This window comes from Streptomyces sp. NPDC107500 (assembly GCF_055582785.1).
Window position 1 is genome coordinate 92,490 of sequence record NZ_JBVJPF010000007.1, and the last position, 12,881, is coordinate 105,370.

Annotated in this window: 11 protein-coding genes; 7 read left to right on the forward strand and 4 right to left on the reverse strand. The window is 73.8% G+C overall.

All coding sequences use genetic code 11. The annotated features are described in order from the left end of the window. The first annotated feature begins 3 nt into the window (after positions 1-3). Positions 4-669, forward strand: a complete 666-nt coding sequence (locus tag ACZ67M_RS26935) for a ThuA domain-containing protein (protein ID WP_469853145.1) — start codon at positions 4-6, stop codon at positions 667-669. A 97-nt stretch (positions 670-766) separates the two neighbouring features. Here the strand turns inward: ACZ67M_RS26935 and ACZ67M_RS26940 are convergent, their stop codons facing one another. Together ACZ67M_RS26940 and ACZ67M_RS26945 are read right to left on the reverse strand one after the other, a co-directional pair. Further along, positions 767-1,810 carry a LacI family DNA-binding transcriptional regulator gene (locus ACZ67M_RS26940; RefSeq protein ID WP_469853147.1) on the reverse strand — a complete coding sequence of 348 codons (1,044 nt, stop codon included), beginning with the start codon at positions 1,808-1,810 and terminating at the stop codon, positions 767-769. A gap of 20 nt (positions 1,811-1,830) precedes the next feature. Beyond that, positions 1,831-3,003: a fumarylacetoacetate hydrolase family protein gene (locus ACZ67M_RS26945; RefSeq protein WP_469853149.1), complete on the reverse strand. Its 1,173-nt coding sequence runs from the start codon at positions 3,001-3,003 to the stop codon at positions 1,831-1,833. Between the two features lie 206 nt (positions 3,004-3,209). Here ACZ67M_RS26945 and ACZ67M_RS26950 point away from each other — a divergent pair, with 206 nt between their 5' ends. From ACZ67M_RS26950 to ACZ67M_RS26970, 5 genes are read left to right on the forward strand one after another with little or no spacing between them, the layout of a single operon-like run. Then, positions 3,210-4,421 (forward strand): CaiB/BaiF CoA transferase family protein, encoded by a 1,212-nt coding sequence (locus ACZ67M_RS26950; RefSeq protein WP_469853151.1) that lies wholly within the window; start codon positions 3,210-3,212, stop codon positions 4,419-4,421. Continuing rightward, entirely contained in the window at positions 4,418-5,527 is a 1,110-nt protein-coding gene (locus ACZ67M_RS26955) for an extracellular solute-binding protein (RefSeq protein WP_469853152.1), read from the forward strand. The genes ACZ67M_RS26950 and ACZ67M_RS26955 overlap by 4 nt, the downstream gene beginning before the upstream one ends. After that, positions 5,524-6,330, forward strand: a complete 807-nt coding sequence (locus tag ACZ67M_RS26960; protein WP_469853154.1) for an enoyl-CoA hydratase/isomerase family protein — start codon at positions 5,524-5,526, stop codon at positions 6,328-6,330. The genes ACZ67M_RS26955 and ACZ67M_RS26960 overlap by 4 nt, the downstream gene beginning before the upstream one ends. Before the next feature lie 9 nt (positions 6,331-6,339). Beyond that, on the forward strand, positions 6,340-7,086 hold the full coding sequence (locus ACZ67M_RS26965; protein ID WP_469853156.1) for an SDR family NAD(P)-dependent oxidoreductase: 747 nt from the start codon (positions 6,340-6,342) through the stop codon (positions 7,084-7,086). Continuing rightward, positions 7,083-8,150, forward strand: a complete 1,068-nt coding sequence (locus tag ACZ67M_RS26970; protein WP_392018257.1) for an aldose 1-epimerase family protein — start codon at positions 7,083-7,085, stop codon at positions 8,148-8,150. The genes ACZ67M_RS26965 and ACZ67M_RS26970 overlap by 4 nt, the downstream gene beginning before the upstream one ends. Positions 8,151-8,192: 42 nt before the next feature. Here the strand turns inward: ACZ67M_RS26970 and ACZ67M_RS26975 are convergent, their stop codons facing one another. Then, positions 8,193-8,870, reverse strand: a complete 678-nt coding sequence (locus ACZ67M_RS26975) for a YoaK family protein (protein ID WP_469853567.1) — start codon at positions 8,868-8,870, stop codon at positions 8,193-8,195. A gap of 317 nt (positions 8,871-9,187) precedes the next feature. Here ACZ67M_RS26975 and ACZ67M_RS26980 point away from each other — a divergent pair, with 317 nt between their 5' ends. Further along, a complete protein-coding gene (locus ACZ67M_RS26980) occupies positions 9,188-11,332 on the forward strand; it encodes an FUSC family protein (protein ID WP_469853158.1) in 2,145 nt (714 codons plus the stop codon). Between the two features lie 217 nt (positions 11,333-11,549). On the opposite strand, the gene ACZ67M_RS26985 is transcribed toward ACZ67M_RS26980, so the two are convergent. Then, complete coding sequence (locus ACZ67M_RS26985; RefSeq protein WP_469853160.1) at positions 11,550-12,869, reverse strand: PP2C family protein-serine/threonine phosphatase; 1,320 nt, start codon at positions 12,867-12,869, stop codon at positions 11,550-11,552. Positions 12,870-12,881: the final 12 nt, after the last annotated feature.

The following is a 12,881-nucleotide window of genomic DNA, read 5'->3' on the forward strand; positions in this document are numbered from 1 at the left end:
GACATGAGGATGCGAAAGGCCCTGGTGGTCCGCGGCGGGTGGGAGGGGCACGATCCGGTCGGCTGCACCGAGTCGGTCATGCCCGCTCTGGAGCACGCGGGGTTCGAGCTGGAGGTCGCCGAGGACCTTTCGGTGTACGAGGACGCCGGCCTGCTCGCCGCGACCGACCTCGTCGTGCACTCCTGGTCGGCGGGCGGCCTGACGGCGGCTCAGGAGGCGAACCTGGTCGACGCGGTGGAGGCGGGCACCGGCTTCGCCGGCTGGCACGGGGGCGTGGTCGCCACGAACGTCGCCAACCCGCGCTACCTGCGGATGGCCGGGGGCCGCTTCCTGTGGCACCCGGACGGCTTCCAGGAGTTCACCGTGCGCATCGCCTCCGTGCCGGACCGGGACGGCGAGATCGTCGAGGGCATCACGGACTACGACGTGGAGACCGAGCACTACTGGGTGCTCACGGACTCCCTCAGCACCGTCCTGGCCACGTCCGTGCTCGTCCCGGGCCCGGCCGACCCGTGGCACGAACCCGTCGAGTTCCCGGTGGTGTGGACCCGCCGCTGGGGAGCGGGGCGGGTCTTCGTCTGCACCCTCGGCCACCGCGTCGCGGACCTCCGGGTGCCGCAGACAGCGGCGATCGTCGGCCGCGGGCTCGTGTGGGCGGCGCGCGCGTGACCTTCGGGGGCGCCCGGAGCCTCTGGGCGTTCCCGCCGCGGGCCGTCCGGAACGCCACGCGTGCCGGGTGCCCTCGCGGGTCAGGTGCCCCCGCGCGTCAGGTGCTCTCGCGTGGAACCACCCTGTACCCCACGTCCCGGCGCGGGACGTCGACCGTGGCGCCGCGCATCCGCGTGAGCAGCAACTCGGCGCTCAACTCGCCGATGCGCACGCTGGGTACGGCCACCGTGGTCAGCGCCGGGACCAGGTGCCGGGCCAGTTCGAAGTCGCCGAAGCCGGCCAGGGCGAGTGTGCCGGGCACGTCGACGCCGCGCCGTACGCAGGCCTGGAGGGCGCCCGCGGCGAAGACGTCGCTGGAGAACATCACGGCGTCGGAGTCCGGGTACCGCTCCAGTGCCAGGTCCAGCAGGGCGACCCCGGTGTCCATGGTGACCGGCTCCGGACCGGCGTCCACGGTGCGCGGTTCGCTGCCCAGCAGGTCGCGGACGGCCCCGTGGTAGCCGTCGAGGCGTTCCGCGGCCCGGGGATCGCCGGAGGTGTGCCGTCCCGCGAAGGTGATGCGCCGCCGGCCGCGCCGGACGAGGTGGTCCACCATCGCCGCCGCGGCCGCCGCGTTGGAGAAGCCGACCAGCAGGTCCACCGGGTCCTCGGACCAGCCCCAGGTCTCGACGACCGGTACCCCGGCCGCCCCGAGCAGCGTCAGGGTGCCCGGGGTGTGGCGGGTCCCCACCACGAGCAGTCCGTCCGGCCGCCGGCCCAGGAAGCTGCGCAGCACCTCCTCCTCGTGCTCGGGCCGGTAGTCGGTGGTTCCGACGAAGATCTGGTAGCCATGGGCCGCCAGCACCGTGGAGAAGGCGTGCACGGTGTCGGCGAAGACCGAGGCGTTGATCTGCGGCACCAGGGCGGCGACCGTGCGACTGCGGTTGGAGGCCAGGTTGCTGGCGGCCAGGTTGGGCACGTAGCCGGTGGCCGTGAGGGCCGCCTGGACCCGGGCGCGCGTCTCGTCGGACACCGACATGGGGTCGCGGACGACCCGGGAGACCGTCTGGGCCGACACCCCGGCGGCCGCCGCGACGTCCGACAGGGTCACCGAACGGGTCGCGGATCGCTTGCGGGGACGGCGGGGCGGCGGCTGGGTCACGCCGGAAACGATATCGGGCGTCACAGTGCTCCCCGTGCCACCAGGGCCCGCATCAGATCCGCGATGCCGAACGTCCACGGCACGCAGGCGTCGCTCGGCCGGATCCGGTTGACGAGCGTGCCGAGCTTCGGCGTGGCGATGGAGACGAGGTCGCCGTCGTGATGCGTGAAGCCCTGTCCGGGCGCGTCCCGGTCCTCGACGGGCGCGAACATCGTGCCGAGGTAGAGCACGGCACCGTCCGGGTACTGGTGGTGCGGGCCCAGCAGCTGCCCCACGAGGTCCAGGGGATCGCGGCTGATGGCGGCCATCGAGGACTCGGCGTCGAGCCGGTACCCGTCGGCGCCCTCGACGGTGAGGGTGACCGTGGCCCGCCGTACGTCGTCGATGCGGAAGCCCGGTTCGAACAGCCGCAGGAACGGTCCGAGGGCGGCGGAGGCGTTGTTGTCCTTGGCCTGGGGCAGCAGCAGCGCGGAACGGCCCTCCACGTCACGGAGGTTGACGTCGTTGCCGAGGGTCGCGCCGACCACGGACCCGGTGGAGGACACGGCCAGCACCACCTCCGGCTCCGGGTTGTTCCAGCGGGAGGCGGGGTGCACCCCGGCGTCGGCGCCGCTGCCCACGGCGGCCAGCACGGGCGCCTTGGTGAAGATCTCGGCGTCGGGACCGATGCCGACCTCCAGGTACTGGCTCCACGCTCCCTGCGCGACCAGGATCTCCTTGAGCGCGGCGGCCTCCTCGGAGCCGGGCCGCAGGGAGGCGACGTCGTCGCCGACGAGCCGGCGGATCCGCTCCCGGGCCTCGGCGGCACCGGCGGCGTCGCCGCGGACCCGTTCCTCGATGACCCGCTCCAGCATCGAGACCACGAAGGTGACTCCGGCCGCCTTGACGGCCTGCAGGTCGACCGGCGCGAGCAGCCAGGGCCGTCGCGGGTCCCGGCCGGTCAGGGGCGTGTTGGCGAGCACCTCGTCGAGTCCGGCGATCCGCTCGCCGCGGGTGGCGCGCAGGCGTTCGGCCGGGTCCGGTGTCTCGCACAGGTCCCGGACGGTCGGGAAGGCGGTGGTGATGTCGTGCAGGCCGCCCTCGCGGACGGCCACGACGGACGGTCCGAGGCCGGGGCGCCAGACCCGGCCGACGAGCGCGCCCCCGGTGCCGTCGGCGGGCAGGGTGGTCGCGGCGTCGGGCCACTGGTTCATGGGATTCCCTTCGTGTTGCCCCGGCCCCCTCCCCGAGGTTGCGGCGCGGTCGGGACAGGGGCGTTGACACTGCGAGCGGCGCCCGCCTAGCGTGCATGTTAGCGCTATCGCTAGCGCTAACAACAGTGCCTGGAACTCTCCCACTGCGTCCGACGCCCGCTGTCCCCGCCGGTGCCGTCCTCCGTCCGCCGCCATCAAGGAGCCCCATGACCTCACTCGACAAACCCGGCGTCCTCACCGGGTACCGGGTCCTCGACTGTTCCATCGCCATGGCCGGCCCGTTCGCCGCCCAGCGCCTCGGCGACCTCGGCGCCGACGTCGTCAAGGTCGAACCGGTCACCGGGGAGTGGCAGCGCCACGCCGCGGCCGGCGGGGCGGCCGGCAACCGGATCAACGTCTCCTTCCTCTCCCTGAACCGGAACAAGCGGTCCCTCGCCGTCGACCTCAAGGACCCGGCGGGCAAGGAGGTCCTGCGCCACCTGGTCGCGGGCGCCGACGTCTTCCTCCAGAACTACCGTCCGGGCGTCGCCGACCGCCTCGGCGTCGACTACGCCTCCCTGGCCGCGATCAACCCCTCCCTCGTCTACGTGTCCATCTCCGGATACGGCGAGGACGGCCCCTACGCCCAGCGCCCGGGCCAGGACCTGCTGCTCCAGGCGATGTCGGGGGCCATGCTGTCCAGCGGCCGCTCGGGCGAGGCACCCCGGGCCGCGGGCCAGTACCTGGTGGACGCCGTCACCGCCTCCACGGCCTTCGAGGGCGTGCTCGCCGCGCTGCTCCACCGCGAACGCACCGGCGAGGGCCAGTTGGTGACGGTGAACATGCTGGACGCCGTCACCACCCTCCAGATGCAGGAGCTGTCGGTCCACACCGTCGGCGGGCTGCCCCAGACCCGCTCCGCCGAACCGCACGCCCACGTCTACATCCGCTCGCCCTACGGCGCCTTCCAGACCTCCGACGGCTATCTCGTCCTCGCCTTCCCGCCGTTGAAGAGGCTCGGCGAGATCCTCGGCGAGGACGGCTTCCTGTCCATGGAGGACGAGGAGCACGGCTGGACCCACCGGGACGAGATCTTCGCCCGCACCGCCGCCCGGCTGCTGACCCGGCCCTCGCGGCACTGGCTCGACGCCTTCGCCGCCGCCGGCATCTGGGCCGGCCCCGTCTACGGCTACGCCGACCTGGTCCAGGACCCCCAGATCCGCCACAACGGCACCTTCGTCACCTACGACCACCCCACCGAGGGCCGCGTGACCGTGCCCGGCTTCCCGTACAAGTTCTCCGCCACCCCGCCCCGCATCGACCGCGGCGCCCCGCTCGTCGGGGAGCACACCCGTGAGGTGCTGACCGAGGCGGGCCTCGCCGAACGGGAGATCGAGGACCTGTTCGCCACCGGCGCCGTGGCGGAGACCACCTCATGACGTACGGCGGACCGCCCTACCGCGGGCTGACCTGGGACCACCCCCGCGGCCACGACGCCCTCGCCGCGTCCGCGGGCGGCCTCGTGCACTGGGACGTCCAGCCCCTGGAGGGCTTCGAGTCCCACCCGATCGACGCGTTGTGCGCCCGCTACGACCTCGTCGTCCTCGACCACCCGCACCTCGGCGAGGCCCTCGCCACCGGGTGCCTGCGGCCCCTCGACGACCTGTTCACCGCCGAGGAACTGGTCCGCTGGGGCGCCGGCTCCATCGGCCCCACCATGCGCTCGTACGCCATGGGCGGCCGTCAGTGGGCGCTCCCGTTGGACGCCGCCACCCAGGTCGCCGCCACCCGGACCGACCTCGTCGGCGCGGCGCCCGGTACGTGGGACGAGGTCCACCGTCTCGCCCGCCGCGCGCCGGTGGCCCTGTCCCTGGCCGGGCCGCACGCCTTCCTCACCTTCGCCTCCGTGGCGGTCGCCATGGGAGAGGAACCGGCCACCGACCCCGACGAGCTGATTGGCGACGCCACGGGACTCGCGGTGCTCGACCTGATGGCCGCGCTCGACGCCCTCGCCCCGCCCGGGACGCGTGTGCTCAATCCGATCGGGCTGCTGGAGCTGATGGCCGGCACGGACCGGCTGGCGCACTGCCCGCTGGTGTACGGGTACGTCACCTACGCCGACCGCCTGACGTTCAGCGACGCCCCCGCCGTGGCGGCGGGCGGCCGTCCCGGCTCCACGCTCGGCGGCACCGGGATCGCACTCAGCTCCCGCTGCGTCCCCTCCCCCGAACTCCTCGCCCACGTGCGCTGGCTGATGTCCCCCGAGGCGCAGGGCGGCTTCCTCCCCCGGCACAGCGGACAGCCCAGCGCCCGCGCCGCCTGGACCAGCTCCGAGACCGTCGCCGCCGACTTCTACCGAGGCACCGCCGCCACCTGCGAGCAGGCCTGGGTCCGTCCCCGGCACGCGGGCTACATCGGCTTCCAGACCGCCGCGTCGGCCGCCGTACGCGCCGCGCTCGCGGGCGAGACCGACCACCGCCAGGCACTCGACCGGATGCGCGCCCTGTACCGGACGAGCCGGACACCGAAGGAACACCGGACATGAGCGACACCGGCACCCTCCCGCCGCCCCGACTCGGCACCGACCACGTCCTGCTGGACGTCGAGGACCGCGTAGCCACCCTCACCCTGAACCGTCCCGCCAAACTCAACTCCGTCACCCCCGACATGTCCCACGCCCTCGTCCGGGCGATCGAATGGTGCGACACGACGGACGAGGTGCGGGCCGTCGTCGTCACCGGGGCGGGCGAGCGCTCCTTCAGCGTCGGCTCCGACATCGGCGCCCTCGACCGGTACGCCACCCCGTGGGACTTCCGCAACCGCGTGGACTACTGCGACGCCATCCGCGCCGCCCGCACGCCGACCGTCGCCGCGGTCGGCGGCTACGCCCTGGGCGGCGGACTGGAGACGGCCCTGTCCTGCGACATCCGCCTCGCCGCGGACACCGCGTCCTTCGGCGCACCCGAGATCACCCTCGGCTGGATCGGGGGCGGCGGCATGGCCGCCTTCCTGAACCGCGCCGCCGGGCCGAGCAACGCCGCGCTCATGCTGCTCACCGGCGAACGCATCGACGCGGCACGCGCGTTGGAGTGGCACCTGGTGAGCGAGGTCGTGCCCCGCGCCGGGCTGCTCGACCGGGCCCGTGCCCTGGCCTCCGTCATCGCCTCGCGCGCACCCGTGGCGGCCGAGACCGCGAAGATCAACCTGCGGGCCGCCGGCAACCTGCCCGAGGACCAGGCGCTCGCCTACGAGCGCGACCTCCAGACCGTCTGCTTCGCCACCGAGGACGCCGCCGAGGGCCGGCGCGCGTTCGCCGAGAAGCGCACCCCCGTCTTCCGCAAGCGCTGAGAGGAACTCATGAAGCAACCCCGAGCCGCACTCGTGACGGGTGCCGGTGGCGCCCTCGGCCGGGCCACCGCCGTCCGGCTGGCCGCCGACGGACTCGACGTCGCCCTGCTCGACCGTGACACCGAGTCCCTGGAGAACACCGCCGCGCTCGTCGAGAAGGCCGGCGCGCGCGTGCTGGCCCTCACCGCCGATCTGCGCGACGCCCCGGTGGTCGAGGCGTCCGTCGAGCGGACCGTGTCCGAACTGGGCCCGCTGCACGTACTGGTCAACAACGCGGCCGTGTACCCGAGCCGGCCCTTCCTCGACGTACCGCTCGCCGAGTACGAAGAGGTCGTGGCGGTCAACCAGCGCGCGTACTGGGTCGCCGCGCAGGCCGCCGCCCGGTACATGACGGGCACGGGCGGCGGGGCGATCGTCAACGTCGCCTCGATCACGATGCACGGCGGCTGGGACTCCCTGGCCGCCTACGTCTCCACCAAGGGGGCCGCCGTCGCCCTGACCCGCGCGCTCGCCCGGGAGCTGGGTCCTGCCGAGATCCGCGTCAACTGCGTCTCCCCGGGCGCCTTTCCGACGGCGGCCGAGGACATCCACGAGGACCCCGAGGCCTACCGGCGGCACGTGCTCGACCACCAGGCCCTGAAACGGCGCGGGCGGCCGGAGGAACTGGCCTCGGTGGTGTCCTTCCTCACCGGCCCGGACGCCTCGTTCGTCACGGGTCAGTGCCTCGAGGTCAACGGAGGGTGGGTGATGGCGTGAAGCTGCACGGACGTTCCCACGACCGGCAGTCACTCGCCCGGCACGCGGGCGACCTGAGCGCGGCGGGCGGGGTGCGGTCCGTCGTCCTGGACGACGGTTCCGAACGCGGCATCCGCACGCTGGAGTTCCGGACCGGCGGCGGACTGTCGTTCGACGTGCTGGTGGACCGGGCGATGGACCTGGGCGGGGCCGAGTTCGAGGGGCGGGGCTTCGGCTGGCGCTCGGCGACCGGCTTCAGGCACCCCGGCCTGCACGAATACCGCGACGACGACGGCCTGTCCATGATGCGCAGCTTCTCGGGGCTGCTGCTCACCGCGGGCCTGGACCACACGCTCTTCGGCGCCGAGGTGGACGCCTCGCAGTACCGCTACCCGCCGCGGCGCACCGCCGTGCACGCCCTCCACGGGCGCGTCGCCAACCTCCCGGCCCGGCTGACCGGCTACGGCGAGCGGTGGCAGGACGACGGCCGGTGCGTGCTCTGGGCGGAGGGCGAGGTGCGCCAGGCCGCGATCTTCGGGGAGCACCTGCGGCTCACCCGCCGCATCGAGGCCGATCTGGGCGGCAGCGAGATCCGCCTGACCGACCGGGTGCGCAACGCGGGCTTCGACCCGACGCCGCACATGTACCTGTACCACGTCAACGTCGGCTGGCCCTTCCTCGACGAGGGCGCACGCTACGAGCTGCCGCCGCACCGGACACTGTGGCGCAGCGACAGCGTCGCCGAGCAGGGCGTCTCCCACACCGAGATGCCCGCTCCGCTGCCGGGCTTCGTCGAGCAGGTCTACGAGCACGACCTGGAGGCCGACGCGGCTGGTCTGGCCCGGCCCCGCCTGGTCAACGAACGCCTCGGCGTCTACTTCGAGCTGGAGTTCGACACCGCCCGGTTCCCGTCCTTCTTCCAGTGGCTGCACCTGCGCGAGGGCGCCTACGCGGTCGGCTTCGAACCGTCCACGCACCATGTGCAGGGCGAGGCCGCGGCCCGGGAGGACGGTTCCATGACCTTCCTGGAACCCGGTGAGGAGCGGGAGTACACGACGACGTTCCGGGTGGGTCACCTGGACTGACCCCGGGGACCCGCGGCTCGGGCGGCACGGGGGCGCGGCGCGTCAGGACGCGCGCCGGGTCCCCGTACGCGCGTGCACCGTCAGCCACGCCGCCGTCACCAGCAGCGCGGGGAGCAGCGGAGCGGCTCCGGGCAGCAGCCGCTCCAGCAGCGAGGCGGCGGCCGCGCCCAGGATCAGGAGGGTCGTCGTGCCCAGGACGCGCCACTGGACGCGCCGGTCCGTCACCGCGTCGGTGACGGCCCCGGTCAGCAGACCCGTCAGGTACGCGGTCGGCATCTGCCCGCCCATCGCGAGCCGGACACCGGCGTTCTGGCAGCCCATCGCGGCCGCCACCGTGCCCAGCATCGCCGTGCGCTCCCCGCCCGACGGGTCCGCGTCCACGGCGAGCCACCACCCCACGACGGCCCAGAGCAGGAGGAGTTCGAGCAGGAGGAAGCCGGCCCGGTGCGGCCGCCCGCCGCGTTGTGGGTGACGGGCCGCCAGGCCGGCGCCCGCCGCGCCGAGCACGTAGCAGAGCACCGCGACGGCGGCCAGGCCGCCGAGCGTCGGGTCCGCGCCGCCGAGACCGATCCCGATCAACGCCGAGTTGGCGGTGACCACGCTGGTGAAGACGCCGCCGAGGGAGAGGAAACCCCACGCGTTGACGGCGCCCGCGGAGAAGGTCAGCAGCCGCGCGGCCCACGTGTCCGCGCGCTGCCGTGACCCCGGCGGGAGATCCAGAGACCGATCGCCTTCCGTGGTCCTCTCCTCGCCTCGTCCGGGCCCCGGACGGCATCCTGGCCGACCGTCGTGCCGGCACGGACCGCGACATGCCGGACGTGCCGGTCGCGACCTACGGTCGGCCCCCGGGGCTCCGCATGACGTGGTGGGGCCGACCCGTGCGCCGGTCGCCCGTGTCCGATGCGCCGGTCGGGCGAGCGTGCCCGACCTCCCGGGTGCGGCGGCCGCCGCCCGGTACGGAGGCTCGGCATGATGTGGCGTCCGCGGGACTCCGTGGTCGAGGAGTCGGCGCCGGTGGGCCGCCGGGAAGGGTGAGGATGCCGAGACTGCCGTCACTCACCCGGTCGTTCGGCGGAAGCGGGCGCGCGGTGCGGGTGGCGCTCGCCGCGGCCGCCGGCTTCTACCCTGCGGCGTACCTCATGGACCGGCCGGTCGTCGCCCTGTACGCCCTGTTCACCCCCATCGCCTTCGGTGTCCTGTCCTCGCTGCCGGGCTCGGGGCGCCACCGCGCGAGCAGCGTGCTGCGGGCCGCGCCCGCCGCCGCGGCACTGGTCGCGCTCGGTACCGCCCTCGCGGTGACGACATGGGCGGCGGCCGTGGGCATGCTCCTCGTCACCCTCGCCCTGACGTTCGGTGCGGCCTGTGCCCCGCGGCTGGCGAGCGTCGTACCCGGGCTCCAGCTCTGCTACATCCTGGCCTGCTTCCCGCCCTACGCCCCCGCCGGCCTGCCCGAGCGGCTGCTGGGCCTGTTCTTCGGAGCCACAGCGCTGGTGGTGGGTGAGCTGCTGCTGTTCCCGTCGCCGCGGCGGCCCTCTTACGCCGAGCGGATCGCGGACGCCCTCGACCTGGCGGCCCACACGACCCGGCTGCTGCTCCGGGGCGAATCCGTCGACGACGCGACGGCTCGCCGGCTGCGGTCGATCGGGCGGGATCTCCGCTTCTCCCAGCAACCCCGCGGATGCCGGCCGACCGGTGCCGGCCGGACCGACCGGGCACTGGCCCAGGCGGGGTCGGCCACCCGACGGCTGCTCGACCAGCTGGCAGCACTCGGTCAACTCCCGCCCGCTCCCGCCGACACCGCCTCGCAGACCCTGCTGCACGGCATCGCGGCGACCTGCTCCGACACCGCGACTGTGCTGCGCGGTGGCCGTTCCGTCCGGGGTGCCGAGTTCCTCGAGGAGATGACGGCGCGGTTCCTGGACGAGCGGGCCGGCGTGCCGGAGGGCCACTGCGATCCTCCTTATGCGCTGCTGCGGCGTCGGTCGACGCTGCTGACGGTGGCGGCCTCGGCGGTGACCGTACGCACCGCCGCGGACCTCGCGACGGGCGGCGACCGGGCGGTGCCCGGGCTCCCCCACGAGCAGTTCTGGTACGCGGGGCTTCCGGCGGCGCGCCTGTGGCTCGTGCGCGCCCGCGGTAATCTCACGCCGCGCTCGGTCGTGTTCCAGAACGCGGTGCGTACGGCGCTGGGGCTCGCGCTCGCCCGTCTGGTGGCCGGGTCGCTGGACCTGTCGCACGGCTTCTGGGTGCTGCTGAGCCTGCTCACCCTGGCGCGGACAACGGCGGTAGGCACCTGGTCGGCCGTACGATCGGCCGCGGCGGGCACGCTGGCCGGTGCCGTCCTCGCGGGAGCACTCATCATCGGGGCGGGTGACGCGACCGCCGTCTACGCCGGTCTGCTGGTGCCGATGATGGTGATCGCCTTCTCGGTGGGACCCGTCGGCGGACCCGCCTGGGCGCAGGGCCTGTTCACCCTGGTGGTGTCTACGGCGTTCGCCCAGATCGCGCCGGTGACCTGGCAGCTGGAGGAGGCGCGCCTGGTGGACGTGCTGACCGGCAGCGGCATCGGACTGCTCTGCGGGCTCCTCGCGTGGCCGGCCGGGGCGCGCACCGAGATGCGGCGCAGTGTGGCCGCACTGCTGCGGGCCACCGCGCCCGTGGTGAGGGACACCGCCGACGCCGTGATCGGCCGCCGCGCCGAGCAGAGCGCCGAGGCGGCGGAGCGGCCCACAGCCGGCTCCCTGCGGCCCGCCCTGCACCAATTGCGCATCGCGGAGGCGGCGTACGCGCAGTTCCGCACCGAACCCGCGCTCCAGTCGGACGACGACGGCCCGGACTGGCTCGCCGCCCTGAACTACGGTTCGCGCGTGCTCAACGGCGCTTACTGGCTGCCTCCCTCGCAGGGTGTATCCGGCTTTCCGCCTGATGCACAGCGGTGGGTGGAGACGGCCGGGCAGCAGGTGGCGGCTGCCGCACTGCGGGCCGCCGATCTGCCTTCGCCGGGGGTCACGTTCCGGCTCGCACCGCTGTCCCCCGTCGTCCGGTCGGCGACGTCGCCCGGGGCCCGGTCCCTCCTGGTCGACCTGGAGGTGTGGCTGCACGCCCTCGCCGCGGATCTCGCCACCGCGACCGGCGCGGGCCGCCCGGGGCCCGCCGACGCGACGTATCGGCAGGGGCGGTGAGGGCTGTGTGACGGCAGGATCGCATGCCTGCGCCTGTCCCCCGCCGGGCCGAGCGCGCCTGCTGTCCTCGGCAGCCGCGTAGACCGTCCATCGAGGAGTTTCAGACGTGGTGGGTGCGACCGCCGGCTGCGCCGCCGTTGGCGCGGTCGGGAGATTCGGCTGGTCCCGGGACACGAGCCGCGGACCACACCGGTGCGGCGATGGGGAGGCAGGGCCGTCAGGGCGACGGGATGCGGAGGACGAGGAGCGCCACGTCGTCGTCGTTGTCGGCGGGACGGGCCCGCCGCAGTAGCTGGTCGGCGAAGCTGTCGAGCGGACGGTGGGCCAAGGAGGCCGCGTGCCGGCGCAGGTTCTCCATCCCGGTGTCCAGGGAGTGGGTGCGGGACTCGATCAGGCCGTCGGTGTAGAGGACGAGGGTGGAATCGGGGGGCAGGACGATGTGGGCGTCGGTCCGGGACTGCCTCATCGCGGTGCCCAGGAGCAGACCGCGGGCCTCGTCCAGATACCGGGTCAGGCCGTTGTGGTCGACGAGGAGAGGCGGCGGATGCCCGGCGTTGGTCCATCGGAGATGCCACACTCCGGCGGGGTCCGGCTTCAGGCGGGCCATGATCATGGTGGCCATACGGACATCGGTGATGTGAGCCAGGGCCTGGTCGAGCTCCTCGACGATGCCCTGCGGCGGCCGGTCCTCGGACCAGGCGAACGCGCGCAGCATGTTGCGCAGTTGTGCCATGCCGGCCGCGGCCTCGAGATCGTGTCCGACCACGTCGCCGATGACCAGTGCCGTGTCGCGGCAGGGCAGCGGGAAGGCGTCGTACCAGTCTCCGCCGATGTGGGACGCGTCCGGCGCGGCGAGGTAGCGAGCGGTCATCGCGATGCCCGGCAGCTGCGGGAGCTGGGGCAGCAGGTATCGCTGCATGGTCTCGGCGACCTGGGCCTGGCGCTGGTAGTGACGTCCGTTCTCCAGAGCCAGGCCGACGCGTCGGGCGATGTCCTCGAGCAGGCTGAGGTCGTCCGCGGTGAAGTCCTGGTCGCTGGCGCCCGAGCGCCCCAGCGTGAGAGCACCGACGACCTCGCGGGGACCGCGGATGGGAGCGATGGCCGCGGTCTTGATCCCGGTGGCCGCGAAGAGTCTGCGCTGCTCCACCGCGATGCCGCTGTCGGGAGGCCCCTGGTAGGTCTCCGGCCCGGCCAAGTTCGAGGCGACACCGCGCAAGGCCCGGGACAAGGGCATGGGTGAGTGCTCGGAGACCGGCGGCATGGGGCCTTGGAGGTCCTCGCGCCGCACGAGCTTCCCCTCCTCGGCATGGACCACCATGTGCCGCGAGACCTCTTCGGCCGCCGTGACGAGGTCGATGACGGCCCAGTCCGCGAGACGCGGCACGATCAGGGCGACTACGCGATGAAGTGCTTCGTCGACATCGATGTTGGAGATCAGCTGAGCCGTGGTGTCGGCGAGCAGCGCCAGCCGCTCGAGCACCGACAGGGAAGCGGGCGCCGTGGAGCCCTTTTCCTCCTGGTCCGTTCGGTCGGACATGGCCGCCCCTTT